Source organism: Pseudomonas sp. UBA6753 (assembly GCF_002453565.1).
Taxonomy (GTDB): domain Bacteria; phylum Pseudomonadota; class Gammaproteobacteria; order Pseudomonadales; family Pseudomonadaceae; genus Aquipseudomonas; species Aquipseudomonas putida_Z.
Genome location: NZ_DKHD01000017.1, coordinates 1 through 21,301 on the forward strand (window position 1 = coordinate 1; position 21,301 = coordinate 21,301).

At 64.9% G+C, this 21,301-nt stretch carries 19 protein-coding genes and 1 pseudogene; 10 read left to right on the plus strand and 10 right to left on the minus strand.

What is annotated here, in order from left to right:
* Positions 1-255 precede the first annotated feature (255 nt).
* Positions 256-2,064 (plus strand): ABC transporter ATP-binding protein/permease, encoded by a 1,809-nt coding sequence (locus B2790_RS07140; RefSeq protein WP_084785124.1) that lies wholly within the window; start codon positions 256-258, stop codon positions 2,062-2,064.
* Here the strand turns inward: B2790_RS07140 and B2790_RS07145 are convergent.
* A complete protein-coding gene (locus B2790_RS07145) occupies positions 2,061-3,287 on the minus strand; it encodes an MFS transporter (RefSeq protein WP_286918527.1) in 1,227 nt (408 codons plus the stop codon). The two genes, B2790_RS07140 and B2790_RS07145, sit on opposite strands and share 4 nt — an antisense overlap.
* Positions 3,288-3,586: 299 nt before the next feature.
* Here B2790_RS07145 and B2790_RS07150 point away from each other — a divergent pair, with 299 nt between their 5' ends.
* From B2790_RS07150 to B2790_RS07170, 5 genes are all read left to right on the plus strand, one after another.
* Entirely contained in the window at positions 3,587-5,821 is a 2,235-nt protein-coding gene (locus tag B2790_RS07150) for a TonB-dependent siderophore receptor (RefSeq protein ID WP_286918528.1), read from the plus strand.
* A 204-nt stretch (positions 5,822-6,025) separates the two neighbouring features.
* The gene (locus B2790_RS07155; protein WP_286918529.1) at positions 6,026-6,313 is read left to right on the plus strand and encodes an iron transporter; all 288 of its coding nucleotides are present in this window, start codon (positions 6,026-6,028) and stop codon (positions 6,311-6,313) included.
* The gene (locus B2790_RS07160; protein WP_286918530.1) at positions 6,310-7,824 is read left to right on the plus strand and encodes a PepSY-associated TM helix domain-containing protein; all 1,515 of its coding nucleotides are present in this window, start codon (positions 6,310-6,312) and stop codon (positions 7,822-7,824) included. Before B2790_RS07155 ends, B2790_RS07160 begins: the two co-directional genes overlap by 4 nt.
* On the plus strand, positions 7,821-8,153 hold the full coding sequence (locus tag B2790_RS07165; protein ID WP_286918531.1) for a DUF3325 domain-containing protein: 333 nt from the start codon (positions 7,821-7,823) through the stop codon (positions 8,151-8,153). The genes B2790_RS07160 and B2790_RS07165 overlap by 4 nt, the downstream gene beginning before the upstream one ends.
* 99 nt (positions 8,154-8,252) lie before the next feature.
* Positions 8,253-8,792, plus strand: a complete 540-nt coding sequence (locus B2790_RS07170; protein ID WP_274078724.1) for a histidine phosphatase family protein — start codon at positions 8,253-8,255, stop codon at positions 8,790-8,792.
* A gap of 3 nt (positions 8,793-8,795) precedes the next feature.
* Here the strand turns inward: B2790_RS07170 and B2790_RS07175 are convergent, their stop codons facing one another.
* Both B2790_RS07175 and B2790_RS07180 read right to left on the minus strand, forming a co-directional pair.
* A complete protein-coding gene (locus B2790_RS07175) occupies positions 8,796-9,581 on the minus strand; it encodes a sulfite exporter TauE/SafE family protein (protein WP_013971855.1) in 786 nt (261 codons plus the stop codon).
* A gap of 227 nt (positions 9,582-9,808) precedes the next feature.
* Positions 9,809-10,402: a helix-turn-helix domain-containing protein gene (locus B2790_RS07180; RefSeq protein ID WP_286918532.1), complete on the minus strand. Its 594-nt coding sequence runs from the start codon at positions 10,400-10,402 to the stop codon at positions 9,809-9,811.
* Positions 10,403-10,516: 114 nt separating this feature from the next.
* On the opposite strand from B2790_RS07180, the gene B2790_RS07185 reads away from it, so the two are divergent.
* From B2790_RS07185 to B2790_RS07195, 3 genes are all read left to right on the plus strand, one after another.
* Positions 10,517-11,653, plus strand: a complete 1,137-nt coding sequence (locus B2790_RS07185) for an NAD(P)/FAD-dependent oxidoreductase (RefSeq protein ID WP_025338400.1) — start codon at positions 10,517-10,519, stop codon at positions 11,651-11,653.
* Between the two features lie 12 nt (positions 11,654-11,665).
* The gene (locus B2790_RS07190; protein WP_085663135.1) at positions 11,666-12,043 is read left to right on the plus strand and encodes a RidA family protein; all 378 of its coding nucleotides are present in this window, start codon (positions 11,666-11,668) and stop codon (positions 12,041-12,043) included.
* A 183-nt stretch (positions 12,044-12,226) separates the two neighbouring features.
* Complete coding sequence (locus B2790_RS07195; protein WP_286918533.1) at positions 12,227-13,291, plus strand: hypothetical protein; 1,065 nt, start codon at positions 12,227-12,229, stop codon at positions 13,289-13,291.
* A 112-nt stretch (positions 13,292-13,403) separates the two neighbouring features.
* Here B2790_RS07195 and B2790_RS24955 read toward each other — a convergent pair whose 3' ends face one another.
* From B2790_RS24955 to B2790_RS07205, 3 genes and pseudogenes are all read right to left on the minus strand, one after another.
* Positions 13,404-14,144: a methyl-accepting chemotaxis protein gene (locus B2790_RS24955; protein WP_370290711.1), complete on the minus strand. Its 741-nt coding sequence runs from the start codon at positions 14,142-14,144 to the stop codon at positions 13,404-13,406.
* A gap of 114 nt (positions 14,145-14,258) precedes the next feature.
* Positions 14,259-15,335 (minus strand): annotated as a pseudogene (mcpA, locus tag B2790_RS24960) (methyl-accepting chemotaxis protein McpA); the annotation flags it as partial.
* Between the two features lie 97 nt (positions 15,336-15,432).
* On the minus strand, positions 15,433-16,311 hold the full coding sequence (locus B2790_RS07205) for a LysR family transcriptional regulator (RefSeq protein ID WP_137163450.1): 879 nt from the start codon (positions 16,309-16,311) through the stop codon (positions 15,433-15,435).
* Between the two features lie 102 nt (positions 16,312-16,413).
* Here B2790_RS07205 and B2790_RS07210 point away from each other — a divergent pair, with 102 nt between their 5' ends.
* Positions 16,414-16,842: a PACE efflux transporter gene (locus tag B2790_RS07210; protein WP_286918534.1), complete on the plus strand. Its 429-nt coding sequence runs from the start codon at positions 16,414-16,416 to the stop codon at positions 16,840-16,842.
* A 124-nt stretch (positions 16,843-16,966) separates the two neighbouring features.
* Here B2790_RS07210 and B2790_RS07215 read toward each other — a convergent pair whose 3' ends face one another.
* From B2790_RS07215 to B2790_RS07230, 4 genes are all read right to left on the minus strand, one after another.
* Positions 16,967-18,028 (minus strand): hypothetical protein, encoded by a 1,062-nt coding sequence (locus tag B2790_RS07215; protein ID WP_286918535.1) that lies wholly within the window; start codon positions 18,026-18,028, stop codon positions 16,967-16,969.
* A gap of 267 nt (positions 18,029-18,295) precedes the next feature.
* Positions 18,296-18,964 carry a GntR family transcriptional regulator gene (locus tag B2790_RS07220; RefSeq protein ID WP_137163452.1) on the minus strand — a complete coding sequence of 223 codons (669 nt, stop codon included), beginning with the start codon at positions 18,962-18,964 and terminating at the stop codon, positions 18,296-18,298.
* Between the two features lie 16 nt (positions 18,965-18,980).
* Complete coding sequence (locus B2790_RS07225) at positions 18,981-19,685, minus strand: FadR/GntR family transcriptional regulator (RefSeq protein WP_286918536.1); 705 nt, start codon at positions 19,683-19,685, stop codon at positions 18,981-18,983.
* A 44-nt stretch (positions 19,686-19,729) separates the two neighbouring features.
* A complete protein-coding gene (locus B2790_RS07230) occupies positions 19,730-21,040 on the minus strand; it encodes a C4-dicarboxylate transporter DctA (protein WP_108480307.1) in 1,311 nt (436 codons plus the stop codon).
* Between the last annotated feature and the right edge of the window lie 261 nt (positions 21,041-21,301).

The window sequence follows — 21,301 nt, forward strand, 5'->3', positions numbered from 1 at the left end:
AGGGGTTTTGTCTTTGTGGTGCGAAAATTCCCAGGCATACGCAGCCCCTGTGGGAGCGGGCGAGCCCGCGAACACCGGCAAAGCCGGTGCCATCCACCGCGTCGCCTGTTTCGCGGCGGTTCGACGCCTCGACTCGCCCGCTCCCACAGGGCCCCGCGTAGCTCCGAAAAGCAATCATGAAATGTGCGTCATTTATGCCTGACGAGTTACAGGTCAATGCTACGCTCGCGGAAATACTCAGCACGGATACCTATCATGGAAATGAACTGGCACCAGGCCCTGCAAGAGAGCCTGAGTTGGCTGGCAATCGCCTCGTTCATCACCCTTGTCTGCTTCACAGCAGCCGCCACACTGGCTGTACGTTGTACGCGCTGGGGCAGCCAGTTCTGGCAGCTTGCCGGGCCCTATTTCAGTTTCAGGCGCAGTTGGCGGCCGTTACTGGTGTTCGCCCTGCTGCTGGTATTGACGCTATTCTCGGTGCGCCTGAACGTGCTGTTCTCGTTCTGGTACAACGGTTTCTACAGCGCCTTGCAAGGCCTTGACCAAGCCGCCTTCTGGTACCTGCTCGGCGTCTTCGCGGTATTGGCCACCATCCATGTGCTGCGTTCGCTGTTCACCTTCTATGTAAGCCAGGCGTTCAGCATCCAGTGGCGGGTCTGGCTGACCGAGCGCCTGACCCACGACTGGATGCACGGCGATGCCTACTACCGTGGCCAGTTCCTGGCCGAGCCGGTGGACAACCCTGACCAGCGTATCGAACTGGACGTCAACGCCTTTGTCAGCAACTCGGTGACCCTCGCCCTGGGCGCGGTCAGCGCGCTGGTTTCGCTGGTGGCGTTCACCGGCATCCTCTGGGGGCTGTCGGCACCGCTGGCCGTCGCTGGTGTGGAAATTCCCCGGGCGATGGTGTTTGCCGTGTACCTGTATGTCATCGTCGCCACATGGATCGCCTTCCGCCTCGGGCGACCGCTGATCCGCCTGAACTTCCTCAACGAAAAGCTCACCGCCAACTTCCGTTACGCGCTGATGCGTCTGCGCGAGAACGCCGAGAACATCGCTTTCTACCAGGGTGCGCAGGTCGAGCGGGGCACCTTGCTGGGCCGCTTTGGTGCCTTGATCGTGAATGCCTGGGCGCTGGTGTTCCGGAACCTGAAATTCAGTGGTTTCAACCTGGGCGTGAGCCAGGTAGCAGTGGTGTTCCCGTTCATTCTGCAGGCACCGCGCTTCTTCAGCGGGGCGATCAAGCTGGGCGACGTCATGCAGACCTCCCAGGCCTTTGGCCAGGTGCAGGATTCGTTGTCATTCTTCCGCGAGTCGTATGATGCGTTTGCCCAGTACCGGGCTACCCTCGATCGTCTGACCGGCTTCCTCGATGCCAACGAGCAGGCGAGCGCTTTGCCGCGCGTCATCACCGAGGACCAGGAGCATGCCTTGGCGATCAGCCGCCTGCAGGTGCTGCGCCCGGACGGGCATGCCCTTATCGCCGACCTGAACCTTGACCTGCACGCCGGCCAGGCGCTGTTGATCAAGGGGCCGTCGGGCAGCGGCAAAACCACGCTGCTGCGTGCGCTGGCAGGCCTCTGGCCGTATGCCGAGGGTGAGGTCAGGCGCCCGCTGGGCCACCAGGCGCTGTTCCTGTCGCAGCGGCCGTACCTGCCGCTGGGTGATCTGCGCGCCGTCATCGCCTACCCGGCGGCCAGCAAGCCTGAGGATGAAACGCGGATGCAGCAGGCCTTGCGCCAGGTCAACCTTGCCCACTTGGCCGAGCGACTGGACGTCAGCTGTGACTGGTCACACATTCTCTCGGTCGGTGAGCAGCAGCGCCTGGCATTTGCCCGGGTGCTGTTCAACCGGCCGCAGGTGGTGTTTCTCGACGAGTCCACTTCGGCCATGGACGAAGGGCTCGAGCATGCCCTGTATTCACTGTTGCGCACGGAAATGCCGGGGGCGTTACTGGTCAGTGTCGGGCACCGCAGCACGCTGGCAGGTTTCCATACCCATCGGCTGGAGGTAGATGGGCATGGCGGCTGGTCGCTGCTGGAACAGCAGCCAGCGCTGGCCTAGTGCGGCTTGCCGGTGATCGGGCCTGACCGGAGCAATGCGACCCCGACCAGGGTGCTACCGGCACACGCTGCGCCAAGCAGGAATGTCGCCTTGAAGCCGACCCCGTCCCACAGCAGCCCGGCCACCACGCTGGCCACCAACAGCGCCACGCCGGTCAGCAGGTTGAACAGGCCGAAGGCTGTACCGCGCAGTTCGGCGGGGGCGCTGTCGGCGATCATGGCGGCAAAGATGCCTTGGCTGAAACCCAGGTGCAGGCCCCAGGCAGCCACCCCCATGGCCAGCCCGGTCCAGCCCGGCAGCAGGGCCAGCAGCAGGTCGGCGGCGACCAGCAGCCCCAGCCCGGTCATCAGCACGCCGCGGCGGCCTACGCGGTCCGACAGCGCTCCCGCGGGGTAGGCCGACAGCGAGTAGGCCAGGGCCATGAGCACCAGCACTGCCGGCGCCCACAGCGGCGCCAGGCCCATGTCCTGGGCGCGCAGCAGCAGAAACGCCTCGCTGAAGCGGGCGAGGGTGAACAGCGTGGCCAGGCCGATCAGCCGCCAGTAGGCCGCGCCCAGGCGGGCCAGCTCGTGCAGGGCCAGCGGTGAGCGCATCGGCCGGGTGGTGGCCGGCGTTTCAGGTTCGCGCACGAAGGCGATGAGGATGTACACCGCCACGAACGCCGGGAGCACCGCCACCCAGAACACCGTCTGGAAATGGCTCGCGGTCAGCCACATCAGCACGATCGCCAGCAACGGCCCAAGGAAGGCGCCCACGGTATCCAGCGCCTGGCGCAGGCCGAAGGCTGCACCACGCAGTTCTGCGGGCGTGACGTCGGCCACCAGCGCATCGCGCGGCGCCCCACGAATGCCTTTGCCTACCCGGTCGACGAAGCGTGCTGCGGTCAACCACTCCAGCCCGGAGGCCATGGGGAACACCGGCTTGGTCAACGCACCCAGGCCATAGCCCAGCACCGTGAGCAGCTTGCGCTTGCCCAGCCGGTCGCTGAGGGCACCGGAAAACACCTTGGTAATCGAGGCGGTCGCCTCGGCGATACCTTCGATAAAGCCCACCGCTACTACCGAGGTACCAAGCACGGTGACCATGTACAGCGGCAGCAGTGCGTGAATCATTTCCGAGGAAATGTCCATGAACATCGACACGAACCCCAGCGCCCAGACACTGCGAGGGATCTTCGACAGGGACCTGGCGTTCGTGGCGTGGCTTTCTTCGTGGCTGCGCATCAGGAGGCTCGGCAGAGGGCTACGTTCGAAACTGTAGGAGCCGTCACGCAGGATGCAAATCGGACAGGTGTATGCAAGCAACAGCGCGAATAGCCGGGCTGCGCCGGCAACGCTGTCGTGTCAGCAAAGTTCCGTTACAAACATGTAAACTTCGTAAATAAGATTTAAACACATTTGCGAATCTCTATATTTACCATCCCTGTTGGCCACCAAACTGTGTTTGCGAGGCCGGTGGGCGAGGGCTCCCGGTTTCCGACAGGGATGTGCCGTTTCGCTCATGAATCGCAGGAGATGTACCCATGCAGTGCAAGACTTCACCCAACAGCCTGGCCCTGGCGTTCGTCGCGCTGGCGTCACCGGCCATGGTGGCCAGCGCGGCCCAGGCCGAAGAACAGCGCACGGGTGAGGTGCTGGAGATGCCGGTCGCCGACAACGCGCTGGTGATTCAGGACACCCTGGTCACCGCCGAGCGCGAGGCACGCCAGGCCCTAGGTACGTCGATCATCACCGCCGAAGACATCAAGCGCCATCCGCCGGCCAATGACCTGTCCGACATCATCCGCCGCGAGCCCGGGGTCAACCTGACCGGCAACAGCGCCAGCGGCGCGCGTGGCAACAACCGGCAGATCGATTTGCGCGGCATGGGCCCGGAAAACACCCTGATCCTCATCGACGGCAAGCCATCCAGCGCACGCAATGCCGTGCGCTATGGCTGGAACGGCGACCGTGATACCCGCGGTGAAACCAACTGGGTACCGGCAGAAGCGGTCGAGCGCATCGAGATCCTGCGTGGCCCGGCGGCCGCACGTTACGGTTCCGGCGCCATGGGCGGGGTGGTCAACATCATCACCAAGCGGCCCACCGACGAACTCAAGGGCAGCGTCAGCCTGTACACCCAGCTGCCGGAAGACAGCGCCGAGGGCGCCAGCCGCCGGGCCAACTTCAACCTGGGCGGCGGCCTGACCGACAACCTCGGCTTCCGCCTGTACGGCGGCCTGGCCAAGACCGATGCCGACGACCTGGACATCAACGCCGGGCATGCCACCAGTGCGCTGGTGGCGGGCCGCGAAGGCGTACGCAACAAGGACATCAATGGCCTGCTGAGCTGGAAGCTGAACGACGAGCACCGCCTCGAGGCCAGTGCCGGCTACAGCCGCCAGGGCAATATCTTTGCCGGCGACACCATGAACAGCAACGGCGGTGGTGACGTCGAGTTCGTGTCCAGCCTGTACGGCCACGAAACCAATGTGATGCAGCGCAGTACCTACGACCTGACCCACCTGGGCGATTTCACCTGGGGTACCAGCAAGACCGTGCTGGCCTACGAGTACGTGCGCAACTGGCGCCTCAACGAGGGCCTGGCAGGCCGTACCGAAGGTGCCCCCAATGCCGAAGGCGCCGCCATGTCGCGCCTGCGCAACACGCGCCTGAGCAGCGAAGTGAACCTGCCATTCGCCATGGGCAGCACCGAACATGTGCTGACCCTGGGCGGCGAGTACCTGTACGAAGCGCTCAATGACCAGGGCTCGCTGCGCCCGCAAAGCTCGGACCCTACCGGTAACGACGGGTTGGTCGGTTTCGACCGCAGCAGCTCGAAGATGACCGCCCGCAGCTATGCGCTGTTCGTCGAGGACAACATCATTGTCGGCGACACCACCATTACCCCGGGCCTGCGTTTCGACCACCACGAAACCTTCGGCGACAACTTCAGCCCCAGCCTGAACCTGTCGCACAAGCTGACCGACGCACTGTCGGTCAAAGGCGGTATCGCGCGCGCCTACAAGACCCCGAACCTGTACCAGTCCAACCCCAACTACCTGCTGTACAGCCGCGGCAATGGTTGCAGCGTGCAGCAGACCAACAACGGTGGCTGCTACCTGCAGGGCAACGCCGACCTCAAGCCCGAGATCAGTGTGAACAAGGAAATCGGCCTGATGTACGACCGTGGTACCTGGCGCACCAGTGCCACGTACTTTCGCAACGACTACAAGAACAAGATCGTCGGTGATACCGATGTGTTGTACACCATCGGCACCGGCAGCCGCGTGACCCAGTGGGACAACGCCGGCAAGGCGCGGGTGGAAGGTATCGAAGGCAACCTGTTCATCGAGCTGACCCCAGCCCTGGACTGGAACACCAACCTGACCTGGATGCTCGACAACGACAACCGCGAGACCGGCGAGCCGCTGTCGGTGATCCCGGAATACACCGTTAACACCACCCTCGACTGGCGCGCCACCGAGAAGCTGTCGTTCCAGGTGGCGGGTACCTACTTCGGCAAGCAGAAGTCGCCGACCTTCAACGAACGCACCCAGCAAGGCTACGACAAGACCGCGCAACAGGACGTGGAAGCCTACGGCCTGGTGGACGTGAGCGCCGGGTACAAGTTCAACGCCAACTACGACGTGCGGGTGGGGGTGAACAACGTGTTCGACAAGCAGATCCTGCGTGGCGGCAACGCCAGTACTTCGGGCGCCAATACCTATAACCAGCCGGGCAGGGCGGTGTTCGCTGCGCTGAACATCAACTTCTGATCCAAGGGGCCGCTGCGCGACCCATTCGCCGGCAAGCCAGCTCCCACAGGGATCGCGCCAACGTTTGGAATTTGAGCAAGACAGTTGCTCCCACAGATACCACACAGTATTCGAACCCTGTGCAATCCCTGTGGGAGCTGGCTTGCCGGCGAATGGGCTGCAAAGCAGCCCCGGATGCCTCCGATCAACGCCAAGGAGCCCCCGATGATCAAAGCCCCCGCCTGGCTGCAGATCCTCTCCCGCAGCTGTGCCGCACTGCTCGGCGGCTATGCCCTCAGCTACGCCGCCAGCGCCTGCCTGGCCCGCATCCTGCCGCTGGCTGCCGCCGATGCGGTCATCGTCGCGACCCTGCCGGCCTTCATCTTCTACACCGCCGCCATCCTCTGGGCCTTCGCCTGCAGCGATGCCCTGCGTGCCTGGGCCTCGCTGGCTGTGGCCGTACCGCTTGCCCTGATCGGCTTCTGGCCGCAGGCACTGGAGTGGCTGGCATGAAGAACACCTTCACCCAATCGATGGCCTGGCTGCACACCTGGGCCGGGCTGATATTCGGCTGGCTGCTGTTCGCCATCTTCGTCACCGGCACCCTGGCGGTATTCGACAAGGAACTCGACCACTGGATGCAACCGGAAATCCCGGCCACCGAGGTACCCCAGGCCGACGCCGCGCGGCGCGCCATTGCCTACTTGCAGGCCCACGAGCCGCAGGCTGGCAACTGGGGCATCAGCCTGCCGAGCGAGCGCTCGCCCGGGTTGCGCGTGTCCACCGGCGAGCGTCGCCATGGCCCCACCGTACAGCTTGACCCGCGCACTGGCGAGGCCATCGAGGTGCGGGACAGTGTTGGTGGCAACTTCTTCTTCCGCTTCCATTTCACCCTCGACCTGCCACGCAACTGGGGCATCTTCGTGGTCGGCGCGCTGGCGCTGGTAATGCTCGCGGCGCTGGTCACCGGTATCGTCATCCACAAGAAGATCTTCAAGGAGTTCTTCACCTTCCGGCCGAACAAGGGCCAGCGCTCGTGGCTGGATTTCCACAACGCCAGCGCGGTGCTGTTGCTGCCGTTCCACCTGATGATCACCTACACCGGCCTGGTGATCTTCATGCTCATCTACATCCCGGCCGGGGTCGATGCGCTGTTCGCCGGCGACAACCGTGCCTACTTCCAGGCCCAGGGCAATGCCCGCCTGGAGCAGCCTCGTGGCCTGGCCAGGCAACCGGCCGCGCTGGTCGATGTCGCGCCATTGCTGGCCCAGGCCGAGGCGCGCCTGGGGCCGATTGGTGGCCTGAATATCCGCAACCCCAACACGGCGGCGGCGCGTATCGAAATACGCCCCGGGCTGGGCAACCGCATTGCCTTGGCCAAGGGCCAGGCCATGGTCTTCGATGGGGTCAGCGGGCAGTTGCTCGGCGACGTCGCCGAATGGCACGCGGCGCCATTGACCCAGCGGGTCATGGCCGGCCTGCATTTCGCCCAGTTTGGCGGCTACCCGATGCGCTGGCTGTATTTCGTCTGCGGGCTGGTCAGTTGCCTGATGATCGCCAGCGGGCTGGTGCTGTTCTGCGTGAAGCGTGGGCGCAAGTACGCCAGCGCCGAGGCTTCGGTGCGGCGTTGGTACCGGTTGGCGGAGGTATGCAACGTGGGCTTCGTCAGTGGCCTGTTGTTGGCGTGCGTGGGGTTGCTGTGGGCCAGCCGTGTGCTGCCGGTGGAACTGGCGCAGCGGGAGAGCTGGGAGGTTCGTGCGTTCTTTGGTGTATGGCTGCTGGCGCTGTTGCATGCCGGTATCAGGCCGGTACGCCGGGCCTGGGTCGAGCAACTGCTGCTGACCGCGTTGCTGTGCATTGGCCTGGGTGCGTTGGGTGGCTTGGGCGACGCCATGCGCCTGGGGGTGGTGGCCTGTGCCTTGGTGTTGGGTGTATTGCTCGGGCTGCTGGCCTGGCGCGTATGGCAGGCGCAGTGGGTGCCGCAGAAGGCCAGGGCAGGGCGGCGGATGGAGGCCGGGGCATGATGATGTGGATCATGGGCAGCGTGTTGTTCGCCTACGCTGGCATGCTGGGGCTGTGCCAGGGGCTGGAGCGGCATTACAAGCAGGTATGGAACCGCACCTGCCCGCCGGTGCTGCGTGTTGGCTTGCGCGCGGCCGGCTGGCTGGCGTTGCTGGCCAGTCTGGTGCTATGTGCCCAGGCCTGGGGCTGGGCCATGGGGCCGGTGGCCTGGTTTGCCGTGATGTCGCTGGCGGGGATGGTGCTGGTATTGCTGCTGCCATACTGGCCGCGGCTGGCGGTGGGGTTGTTGGCAGCGGTGCCGGTTTGGGGACTGATGCTGCTGATGATCTGACCAGGCCCCATCGTCGGCGCAGCCGGTGCCAGGTTGTTGCGGTAAAAAGTGCCAAGGCATGTTAAACCTTGCGCCCCGACCCGCTGCGAGAGAAACCCGGTGAAAGCCGTCCGCCTGACCCTGATCTGCCACGCCCTTACCCAGGCCCAGAAGACCGGGCGCCTGCACCGTGCCGACGACGGCATCCTGCCGTTGGGCCAGCAGCCTTTCGCCGACCTTTCCGGTGTGCCGGTGCTGACTGCACCAGAGCGGCGAGCCTGCGAGACGGCGGCGTGGTTTTCGGGGCCGGTGCAGGTCGAGCCGGCCTTGGCCGATTGCGACCTGGGGCGTTGGCAAGGGCTGACGCTGAAGCAATTGCAGGCCGAGCAACCGCAGGCGATGGCCGAATGGCTGCAGGCCCCGGCCAGTGATGTGCACGGCGGCGAGTCGTTCGCCGTGCTTTGCCAGCGCATTGCCGCCTGGTTGGGGGCCTTCGACAGGCCAGGTGAATGGGTGGCGGTTACCCACCCGATGGTCATGCGCGCCGCGCTGGTGCACGTACTTGGCTGCCCGATGAGCGCCAGTCAGCGGGTCGACGTGTTGCCGCTGTCGCGCCTGGAGCTGAGCTTTACCGGGCAGTGGCGCCTGCGCCTGGGCTGAAGGTCAGAACGCCAGCTTGTAGCCGATCAGCAGCAGCATCGCCGCCAGGCACGGACGCAGCACGCGGTCGGAAATCCGCCCGGTGAGGTGGCTGCCCAGGTAGATGCCTGGCAGCGAGCCCAGCAGCAGGTAGCCCAGCAGCGACCAGTCCATGTTGCCCATGCCGGCATGGCCCAGGCCCGCCACCAGGGTAAGTGGCACGGCGTGGGCGATTTCGGTACCGACCAGGCGGCGGGTGACCAGGAACGGGTACAGCAGGAACAGCGCCACGGTACCCAGTGCGCCGGCGCCGATGGAAGTGAGGGTGACCATCACCCCCAGCACCACGCCGGTGAGCACGGTAAGGGTGTTCAGGCTGCGGTCGCTGAGGTGGTAGTGGTCACCGGCATGGCGGCTGGCGAAGGCCTGCAGGCGCGATTTGAACAGGATGGCCAGCGCGGTCAGGATCAGCACCACCGCCAGGCCTTGCTTGATGACGGCGTTGAGCGCCGAGGTGTCGGTGTGCAGGGTGCTGAGGAACCACAGGGTCAGCGCCGCAGCGGGCACGCTGCCCAGGCTGAGCAGACCGGTGATCTTCCAGTCGACGTTCTTGTTGCGCGCATGCACCCAGACGCCACTGGCCTTGGTGATGGCGGCGTAGAGCAGGTCGGTGCCGACGGCTGTTGCCGGGCTGATGCCAAACCACAACAGGATCGGGGTCATCAGCGAGCCGCCACCGACGCCGGTCATTCCGACGATGAAACCCACGACCAGGCCCGCAATGGTGAAACCGAAAGAACCTACATCCATACGCTACTCGACTGCCCAACTTTGCCCGTTATCGGATGCAGCCCAGCATATAGATTTTTTTATAGCCAAATAGACTTGTTCGTTATTAGGTTATAACCGGGTGCTTGCCTGCAAGAGCCCTATCGCCGGCAAGCCGGCTCCCACACCGACCGCATCAACCTCACGGCCTGTGCAGTACCTGTGGGAGCTGGCTTGCCGGCGATAGGGCCCTGGCAGGCAGCACCGGGTCAGCGATCGGTCATCACCACCATCACATGCGCATCTGCGCCATCGTCACTTTCCGACAGGTAGATATGCCCCACCTGGCTGTCGAAATACGCCGTCTCCTGCGGCCCGATGCTCACCGCTTCGCCGGTTTCGAACTCGATACGAACGCGCCCGCTCAGCACCAATGCGAACTCTTGCCCGTGGTGCCGGATAAAATCGTCGAACTGGCCGCGTTCACGGGCAATGATGCGGGCATAGGCGGGGGTCATGCGCCGTTCGGGGAAGTCGCCGGCGATCGGGTGGTAGTCATAGGTACCGGTCGAGTAGCCCGCCGCCGCCGGCAGTGAATCGACCACCACGGTCACCGGGGCCGGTGCCATGACCGTGCCGCTGGCGCGCAACAGCTGGGCAATGTCGACATTCAGTGCTCGGGCGGCGGCGGCCAGTTTTTCGTAGCTGACCGAGACCTGCGCCAGCTCCATCTTCGACAAGGTGGACAGCGGTACGCCACTGGCTTCGGACAATTGCTTGAGGGTCATCTGGCGCGCCTTGCGCACCTGGCGCAGGCGCTGGCCGACTACGGCACGGTCCAGCAGGGGTAGGGCAGCGGGCATTCGGGGTCTCGGCATGCGGCGTTGGTCGGGCATCTTACCTTGGACCCTTGCGTATTCGTAAATTCTCATATATTAGAATTCTCATAAATGATAATTAGCCTGGCAGGAGCGTGCATGACCCCGATCTACGACACCCTGATCATCGGCGCCGGCATTGCCGGTGCATCACTGGGCTATCGCCTGGCCGGCCAGCAGAAGGTGCTGCTGCTCGAGCGCGAGGCACAGCCTGGCTACCATTCCACCGGGCGTTCGGCAGCCATGTTCATGGAGGCCTACGGCACCCCGCAGATCCAGGCGTTGACCCGCGCCAGCCGGGCCTTCTACGAAGCACCACCGCAGGGTTTCTGCGAGCACCCGCTGCTGGAACCGCGTGGCTGCCTGTACGTCGCCAGCCTGGAACAGCGCACGCTGCTCGAGCAGACCCATGCGCAGAACCTGGCCAACGGCACCGAGGTCAGCCTGCTCGACCGCGACGCCGCCCTGGCCCTGGTGCCGAGCCTGCGTGGCGAGAACCTGGCCGGCGCGGTGCTCGAGGCGGGGGCCATGGACCTGGACGTACATGCCCTGCACCAGGGCTTCTTGCGTGGCTATCGCGCCGCTGGCGGCGAACTGCGCTGCAACGCCGAGCTTGTCCAGGCCTGGTATCTGGATGACCTGTGGCAGGTGCAGCTGGGCGATGGCAGCCGCGTGCAGGCACGCCAGCTGGTCAATGCCGCTGGCGCCTGGGCCGACCGTGTGGCCGAGCAGTGCGGCGTGGCGCGTATCGGCCTGCAACCCTGCCGGCGCAGTGCCTTTACCTTCCCCGGCCCGGCAGACCAGGACTTCGCCCGCTGGCCGGCGGTAATCGGCGTAGACGAAAGCTTCTACTTCAAGCCCGACGCCGGCCAGCTGCTGGGTTCGCCGGCCAATGCCGACCCGGTCGAACCCCAGGACGCCGCGCCCGAGGAGCTCGACGTGGCTTTGGGCATCTACAACATCGAGGCCATGACCACCCTGGCGATCCGCCGGCCGAGCCACACCTGGGCCGGGCTGCGCTCGTTCGTCGCCGACGGCGACCTGGTGATCGGTTTCGATGTGCACGCGCCAGCGTTCTTCTGGCTGGCGGCACAAGGTGGCTATGGCATCCAGTCGGCTGCGGGCGCCTCGCGCCTGGCTGCCGACCTGCTGCTGGGCCAGCCCCTGTGTCCTGGCCTTGTCAGCCAGGGGGTGGCGCCCGAGCGCCTGTCCCCGGCCCGTTTCCAGCAATCCTGAAAGGAGCATCCCATGAGCAATGATATCCAGCGTTTCCCCAGCAGCCTGCCGTTCCCGTTCTCCCGTGCGGTGAAAGCCGGCGGCTTCCTGTTCCTGTCCGGCCAGGTGCCGATGAGTGCCGGCGGCGAAGTGGTGCGCGGTGACATCCAGACCCAGACCCGCGCCGCCTGCGAGCGCATCGGCGAAAGCCTGGCGGCCTGCGGCGCGCGTTTCGACCAGGTGGTCAAGGCCACGGTGTGGCTGTCGGACATGAGCCACTTCGCCGGCTTCAACGAGGTGTACAAGGAGTTCTTCGGCGCAGCGCTGCCGGTGCGCTCGACCGTGGCCTCGGCATTGGCGCTGGGGGTGGATGTGGAGATTGAAGTGCAGGCGTTTGTCGGAGATTTTTGACCGAACAAATCGCCCATGTGGGAGCGGCCTTGTGTCGCGAAAGGGGCGCGGAGCGGCCCCAGGATTTCTGCATTGCTGCCCAGATCGCCGGGGGCCGCTCTGCGGCCCTTTCGCGACACAAGGCCGCTCCCACCAAAGCGATGTGGTGGCAGTGAGACAACAACAATAAATCCAGAGGTTCACATGCAAGAGCAGCTGAAGATTGCCGGCGCGTTTGTCGGCGTGATCGTGGGGGCGGGGTTCGCTTCGGGGCGGGAACTGTTGTTGTTCTTTGTCGATTTCGGTGTGTGGGGGCTGGTCGGTGCGCTGGTCAGCGCAGCCTTGTTCACCTTCCTCGGCATGGCCCTGGCGGGGCTGGGCAATCGCCAGCAGGCCACTTCGCACAAGGATGTGATCCAGGCCATCTGCGGCCGTCACCTGGGCCTGTTCGTCGACTGGCTGATCACCTTTTTCATGTTTGCCGTCACCGTGGTCATGCTGGCCGGTGGTGGTGCCTTGCTGGAGCAGCAGTTCGGCATCCCGGCGCTGGCCGGCAGCGTGCTGGTGACGCTGGTGGTGGTGGGCATCGTGTGCCTGGATGTGCGCAAGGTGATCCTCGCCATTGGTGCCATCACGCCGTTGCTGATCCTGGTGGCCTCGGCGATTGCGTTGTACGCCGTGTTCAGCCGGGAGCAGAGCTTCGCCCAGCTCGACCAGCTGGCCAGCCAGCAACAGGCGGGCACCCGTCACTGGCTGCTGGGGGCGTTCCTGTACGTGTCGTACAACATCGTTGCCGGCGCGCCGATCCTGGCCATCCTGGGTGGGTCGGCCAAGGGCGAGAGAACCGCTGTATGGGGTGGGCTGCTTGGTGGCGCCGCATTGGGTGGGCTGATGCTGGTAATGAGTGCCGGGCTGTTGTCGCGCCTGGACAGCGTGGCTGACCTGCCGATGCCGATGCTGTCGATCGCCAACGAAGTATCGCCACTGCTGGGGCTGGTGATGTGCCTGATTATCTTCGGCATGATCGTCAACACTGCGGTGGGTACGTTGTTCTCGTTTCTCTCGCGGCTGATGCCGGCAGGTACGGTGAGGTTTCGCTGGGGCTCGGTGGTGACCGGCGTGGCTGCGTTCGGATGCAGCCTGGTGGGGTTCATCAGCCTGGTGGGTGAGGTGTACCCGCTGTTCGGCTACCTGGGCTTCGTGCTGATGGCTGCGGTGCTGCTGGCCTGGGTCCGGCGGAGCAAAGTGGTTAAAGCGGCGGTGGCGTAGGGGGCTGCTGCGCAGCCCGATCGCGACACAAGGCCGCTCCCACAAGGATCGCATGGCACCTGTGGGAGCGGCCTTGCGTCGCGATTGGGGCGCAGAGCGCCCCCCTGGGTCATCAGATCCTGAAGCTGCCTACCAGCTGCTTCAGGCGCCCGGCCTGCTGGGCCAGTTGGTCGCAATGGCGCAGGGTCTCGTTGAGGTTCTCCACCCCTTGCTGGTTCAGGGCGTTGATCTGGGTGATGTCCAGGTTGAGGCTCTCGACCACGGCGGTCTGCTCTTCGGTAGCGGTAGCCACCGATTGGTTCATGCCATCGATCTCGCCAATGCGCTGGGTCACGCTGGCCAGGCGCTCGCCGGCCTGGTTGGCCACCTGCACGGTCTGCTCGCTGGAAACCTGGCTGGTGTTCATGGTGTGCACCGCTTCGCGCGAGCCTACCTGCAGGCTGGTGATCATGCGGTGGATTTCTTCCGCCGATTCCTGGGTGCGGTGCGCCAGGTTGCGTACCTCGTCGGCCACCACGGCAAAGCCACGGCCGGCCTCACCGGCACGGGCCGCTTCGATGGCGGCGTTCAGCGCCAGCAGGTTGGTCTGCTGCGAGATGCCCTTGATCACGTCGAGGATCTTGCCGATTTCGTCAGTGCTGGCGTTGAGCGTTTCGATTTGCGCGCAGGACTCGCTGATGCGCTGCGACAGGGCGGTCATGGCGCTGATCGCTTCTTCGACCACTTCACGGCCACCGTGGGCCTGTTCGCTGGCACCGCTGGCATGCTGCGAGGCATCGGCGGCGTTGCGGGCGATTTCCTGGGTGGCGGCACCCAGTTCGTTGATCGCTGCGGCCACGCTGTTGGTGCGCATGCTTTGCTCTTCGGAACCGGTGATCGACGCATTGGAGGCATTGACCACCTTTTCCGACAGGTCGTGCACCAGGCGGGTTGCCGAGGACACTTCGCTGATCGAGGCATGGATGCGCTCGACGAAGCGGTTGAACGAAGTGGCCAGTTCGCCGAACTCGTCCTTGTTCTGCACGGTCAGGCGGCGGGTGAGGTCACCTTCGCCCTCGGCGATGTCGCGCATGGCGCGGCCCATGGTGGTCAGCGGGCTCATCAGCACCGGGATCAGCAGGCCGAGCAGGCCGGCGATGGCCGCCACGGCGATCAGCATGGCGATGATCGCCGAGGTGCGGAACTGGCTGAGCGCGGCGTAGGCCTTGTCCTTGTCGATCGACAGGCCGATGTACCACTGTGCCGAAGGCAGGCCGGCCACCGGGGCGAAGGAGATGATGCGGTCCTGGCCATTGAGGGTGACATCCTGCATGCCGGCGGCGACTTGCAGGTTGCTGCCGGGGTAGATGTCCTTGAGGTTTTTCATCACCTGGTCTTTGTCGGGGCTGACGATCACCTGGCCATTGCTGTCGGCCAGGAAGGCGTGGCCGATGCCGCCGAAATCGACCGAGTTGATGATCTCGACCAGGGTGTCGAGGGTGACGTCACCGCCGACCACACCGATCAGCTCGCCATTGCCCTTGCTTTTCACCGGCGTGGCGATGGTGACCATCAGGCCGCCGACAGCACCCTGGTACGGGGCAGTCAGCACGGTCTGCCCGGCGCTGGCCGCGGCGCCGTACCAAGGGCGCTGACGTGGGTCGTAACCGGCCGGCATCTGCGTATCGGGGCGCTGGGTGAACACACCGTTGGCCTGGCCCAGGTAGGTGAACAGGAAATTGCGCGTATAGGACGGCTGCTCGATCAGCCCGGCCAGGGTGTCGCCGGCACCTTGCTGGGCGATGTCCTGGGCCAGGTTTTCCAGGACCAGGATGCGCCCGCTCATCCAGTTCTGCACGCTGCTGGCGGTCAGTGCGCCGGACTGCTGCACCGAAGCTTCGATGTTCTGGCGAATGGTGTTGCGTTGCAGGTAGTCGTTGTAGAGCGTGAACAGGGCAAATGCCAGGACTACGACGCCGCAGGCGCTGAGCAGGATCTTGTGGCGAAATTTCAGGTTCATGTTTCGAGACCTTGGGCCAATGAGGGGAGGGCGCAGCACGCTCATGACGCATTGCGCAACCTATCGTTCGGGATATCGGCTCAAGGGGTAAAAGATTGAAGTGCTTACAGAAATTTCTTACGGTCATTTCGACGGACGGCATTCACTGGCTACACAACTGCTCGATCAACAGGCGTGCAGCCTGCTGCAACGGTTGTTGCTTGCGCCAGAAGATGTGTACCGGCAACTGCAGCTCGTTGCGGGTGTTGCGAAAATCCAGGCGCACCAGGCGCCCGCTGGCCAGCAGTGGCGCGACCCGCGACAGCGGCAGGTCGCCCCAGCCCAGGCCGGCCTCCACCATCTGCAGGGCGAGGTCGAAGCTGTCGGTTGACCAGTGCGTGGCGCCTATCAACGGGCGTGGGTCGGCCAGCGGCAGGTCACGGCTGCGCACCAGGATCTGGCGCACCCGTGTCAGGTCTTCGAGGTAGTGGATACGCCCCTCGCGCAGGGCCGGGTGGGCGGGCGACAGGGTGGCCACCAGCGACTCCATGCCGATGTGCTGGAAGCCGCGCCGGGCATCTACCTGCAGCCCGGCAAAGGCCACGCAGAGGTCGGCGCGGCCGCTGTCCAGCAGGTGCACGGCCTCTTCCTGCGGGGCGCTGAGCAAGGCGATGTCCAGCAGCGGGTGCCGCTCACCCAGGCGAGCGATGGCCGTCAGCAGCGGGCGGTGGTCGATGTCCGGCACCACCGCCAGGGTCAGGCTGCTCTCCAGCCCCTGGGACAGCTCCAGGGCATGCACCTGCAGCAGCCCCAGCTGCTCGGCGATCAGCCGGGCATGGGGTTCCAGCGCCATGGCCTGGGCGGTCGGGCGGACTTCCCGCGGGCCGCGCTCGAACAGGGTGTAGCCCAGTTCGGCCTCGAGGTTGCCGATGGCCATGCTCACGGCCGAAGGCACCCGCTGCAGGGCGCGCGCGGCGGCGGAAAACGAACCGCGGTCGAGCACGGCGAGAAACAGCTGGATATTGTCGCTGGAAAAGTTCATGGCAGCCTCCTGTCAGTAGATCTGACAGCTGCTGACTTTTGCTGTCAAGCATGATGAAGCATGATCGCGCCCCATCGCTTTTGTCATTGGAGGTAACCCCGGGTGCAGGGACTCAAACGCAAACTGGTCTACGTGACTTTCTATGAACTGATCGGGCTGTGCATGTCGACCCTCGGACTGGCCTACCTGTCGGACACCCAAGCGTCGCATACCGGGCCTCTGGCGGTGATGATCACCACCATCGCCATGCTCTGGAACCTGATCTACAACACCCTGTTCGAGTGGTGGGAAAGCCGCCAGGCCAAGCGCGGGCGCAGCGTGGCACGGCGGGTGGTGCATGCCATCGGCTTCCAGCTGACCCTGGTGGTGTACCTGATCCCGCTGATTGCCTGGTGGCTGGACATGACATTGCTGGAGGCGCTGCTGGTGGACATGGCGTTCATCGTGCTGGTGCCGTGCTACACCTTTGCCTACAACTGGGCGTTCGACCGGATCTTTGGCTTGCCCAGTTCGGCAATGGCTACAGCCTGATTCTGCCTGTGCCGGCCTCTTCGCGGGCACGCCCGCTCCCACAGGATTTCCACAGTTCTCAAGGCCTGTGATACCCCTGTGGGAGCGGGCGAGCCCGCGAAGAGGCCGGCACAGAAAACCACTACTAAGGCGGCAGGCGTATGATCAAAGGCTCCTGTTGCTGCTTCACCTGCTGCTCAACCGGTTGTTCCACCGGCCGCGGCGCACTGGCCAGCAAGCTGTCCTCGACCTGCCCCGACAGGTAGTACACCCCCGACATGGCCCCGCTCTGGCGGTTCTCCATCAGCTCCTGCCATTCCTGGTTCAGCGCCACGTTGAGGATCACCCGCAACTGCTCGACCATCTGCGGGTGTTCGCGGTCATGGGTCATCATCCCGTAACCGGCCGCCGCAATCGAAATCATCGCCCCCGCCACCTTGCCCACCGCCGACGCCACGGCACTGGCGATGCCGCGCGGGGCCAGGGTGGCGCCGAGCTTTTCGCTGGCCTGGTTGGCCACCGAGTTCAGCCCGACATCGGTCTTGCCGGGGCCTTTGCTGGCCTGCTGGTGCAGGTGCTGGCGCATGGCTTGCCAGGCCGGTTGCTGGGCCAGCGACTTGGCCCGTAGCAGTTGGTACAGGCTGGCATTGCGCGCATCCGGCGGCCCCAGGGCGATGGCGGGAATGCGGTTGAGGCGCTGGCTGAACTGCTCGGGGGGCGCGTTGTAGCGGCTGATGATGGCCGGCAGCTGCTGGCCGAGCAGTTGCAGGTACAGCTCGCTGGCACGGTCGCGGATGCCTTCGGGGTTGATCTGCTCCGCCACCGGTTCGATCACCCGCTTGTGGTACTGCTCCTGCAGGTACTGCGCCAGGCGCTTTTCCGCCGGCTCCCGGCCTTCACCACTGTCGATCTTGTACCAGGCCACCTTGAGGGTCAGCCACTGCTGGGTCCAGTAGCCGGTGAACCAGGGGATGAAGTCGCTTTCGGTGCGCTGCTGTACCTGTTCCTTCCACACCCGCATGGAGCGCCGGGCATAGTCGTTGGCCGAGCTGGCGGCGCCGACCGAGGCTTCGATCAGTTCCTGGTCGATGCGTTGCCAGGCGGCGGGTGTGAGCACCACCGGTGGTGGCGGGACAGGTGGGGGCTTGCCTGCGCAGCCGGCCAGGGCCAGCAGCAGGCACAGCAGCAGGAGGACTCGAGTGCTCACGCAACCGCCTCCCTGATAGAGGCTGGGGTGGTTCTCGGAGTATAGGGTGGGGAGTGAAGGGCTGCCGTGCAGCCTATCGGCCGTTCAGGATCAACGCAGATTTCTGCGTGAACGCGGTCATTGTGGGAGCGGCCTTGTGTCGCGAAAGGGCCGCAAAGCGGCCCCGGCAGTTTAAGCAGAAATATCGAAATCCGGGGGCTGCTTCGCAGCCCTTTCGCGACACAAGGCCGCTCCCACAGGGGCCGCGTTCACCAGAAAGAGCGTGGGTCATTCCAGGTCGAGCTTTTCTTCCAGGCGGTCGAGATGCTGGTGCATCAGCCCCAGCGCTGCCTCGGCATCGCCGTGCTCCACGGCATCGATGATCGCCGCATGTTCCTGCCACGCGCAGTGGTCGCAGCATGGCGACTCGTAGCGGGCGATGATCAGCGAGGTCATCGGCACCAGGCCGTTGAGGAACCGTGCCAGTGGCGCATTGGCGGCCACCTGCGCCAGTTTCAGGTGAAACTCGCCGCCCAGGCGGATCGCCGCACAACGCTCGCCGTTCTCATGGTGCTGGCGCTCGCGCTCCACCAGTTGCCGAAGCTGGCGAATCTGTACCGGACGGGCGCGTTGCGCGGCCAAGGTGATCAGCGTGGTTTCGGCCAGGCGCCGGGCGCTGAGCACCTGGCGGGCCTGCTCCGGGTCGGGCGCGGCCAGATGCGCAGTGTGGCTGGGGCGCTGCACCACCACCTGCTGGTCGGACAGGCGCCCGAGCACGCGGCGGATCACTGTACGGCTGACGCCAAAGGCATGGCCCAGCGCCTGTTCGGGCAACAGGCTGCCAGGTGGCAGGCGCTGTTCGAGAATGGCATCGAACAGCCGCGGGTAGATCTGCTCGGCCGACAGGCGGGTTTCGCCGGCCGCGAGCAGGGCCGGCAAGTGAGGGGCGGCGTTCATGGTCGCTCTCCTGGGGTCATGGATGCGGGTGTTCGTCCGGGATGTTCAACGGGATGCCCATGCGCAACCCTTCGGCCAGGATGTGCTGGCGCATCTGGGCACTGGCCTGGGCGCTGCTGCGCTCACGTATGGCGCGCACCACCGCTTCGTTTTCCTTCAGCCGCGCGGCCAGGTGCTCTGGCGAATTGCGCAGCATGTCGGCGCTCTGCTTGAGGGCATTGCCGGTCTGTTGCACCACGCTCTGGAAGATCGGGTTGGTGGTCAGGGCGAACAGCGCTTCATGGAAGGCGATGTAGGCCCTGACGCCGGCTTCGCTGTCACCGGCCTCCAGCGCTTCACGCATGTCCATCAGGGTCAGGCGCAGCTGGCCGATGTCCTGGCTGTTGGCCGACTGCGCCACCAGGCCGACGATGAAAGGCTCGAGGGTGTAGCGCAGCTCCAGCACGTCGGCCAGGCTGGCTGCGGCGCTGGTGTCCACGCCCGGTTCCTGGGCGGCGGCATCGGCATCCAGTACCAGCACGCCCTTGCCCGGCAGCGAACGCACCAGGCCCAGGGTTTCCAGCACGGTCACCGCTTCGCGCAGGCTGGGGCGGCTGATACCCAGTTGTTCGGCCAGCTCGCGCTGGCCTGGCAGCATGTCGCCGGTACGCCATTGGCCTCGGGCGAGGGCCTGGCGCAGTTTTTCCACCACTGAGTTGACGACGGTAGATGAGCTGATCACGGTTCGCTCCTGGAAGGGCCGGCATCAGTGCCGGCCACGTTCGCTCAGAATTCCTGTTGATGGGGGGTGGGCTGCTTGCGTGGCGTGGGGGCGAAGCCGGGTTTGCCGTCGAGCACGTTGTGCGCGCGTTCCAGGTCGATGTCCTTCTCCCAGCGGGCGATGGCCACGGTGGCCACGCAGTTGCCGATCAGGTTGGTCAGCGCCCGGCCGATGCCCATGAACCAGTCCACCGCCAGTACCAGTACCAGGCCGACCACCGGGATCGCCGGCACGGCGGTCAGGGTAGCGGCAAGGATCACCAGCGCCGAGCCTGGGATGCCGTGAGCGCCCTTGGAAGTCACCAGCGACACCAGCAGGATGGTCAGCAGGTCGGTCATTGCCAGTGGCGTGCCGGTGGCGTTGGCAATGAACACGATGGCCAGGGTCAGGTAGATGGAGAAACCATCGAGGTTGAACGAATAGCCGGTGGGGATCACCAGGCCGACGGTGGAGCTGCCGATGCCCAGGTGCTCGAGCTTGCGCATGATCTGTGGCAGTACGGCATCGGACGAGGCGGTGCCCAGCACGATGGTCAGCTCTTCACGCAGGTACTTGATCAGTGGCAGCAGCTTCAGGCCCGACAGGCGCATGACCGTGCCCAGCACGATCAGTACGAAGCCGGCACAGGTCAGGTAGAACAGCGCCACCAGCCCGCCCAGGTGTTGCAGCGATTCCAGGCCGTACTTGCTGGTGGTGAAGGCGATGGCACCGAACACGCCGATCGGTGCCAGGCGCACGATCATGCCCATGATGCGGAAGATCACGTGGCTCAGTTCGTTGATCAGCCGCGAGATGCCGGCTGCCGAGTCACCTACCAGGTTCAGCGCGCTACCGAACAGTACCGAGAACAGCAGCACCTGGAGGATGTTGTTGTCGGCGAAGGCGCCGATCACCGAGGTGGGGATCAGGTCCATGAAGAATGCCGTGGCACCGTGGATGTGCTGGCCGCGCTCGGCCAGGCTGCTGGCGTCGGCGCTGGACAGTTGGTCCAGGTGGATGTTGGCGCCGCTGCCGATGCCGCTGGTGAAGGCGAACACCAGGCCGATCACCAGCGCCAGGGTGGTCAGCACTTCGAAGTAGATCACCGACTTCAGGCCGATGCGCCCGACCTTTTTCAGGTCGCCGGCGCCCGAGATACCGCTGACCACCACGCAGAACACGATCAGGCCGATGAGCATCTTGATCAGCTTGATGAAGCCGTCGCCAAGGGGTTTGAGTTGCAGGGAAAGGTCGGGGAAGCTGAGACCGCAGGCGATGCCGAGGGCAAGGCCGAGCACGACTTGAAGAAAGATCGAACGCGAGCACCATTTGAGCATGGGAGGGATCTCTGATCGGTGTCCTTGCTTCGGTAGCCGCACGGGGCGAAAGAGCGCAGGACTTAATTATTGTGGTCTTACCGGTTTGTTCAGCGCGAAGCCATGAAAGCGCGAAAAATCCGACATTGCAAGGATTTTTGGCCTTACCGGTCTGACCAGTTGTGGGGCAATCCAGCCTGCCTCGCTCTAATTCGGTGCGTCTGGTTGATCGGGCCGCAGTGCGGCCGTTCGCAGGTGAATCGCAGCGGCGAACCGCGTGCG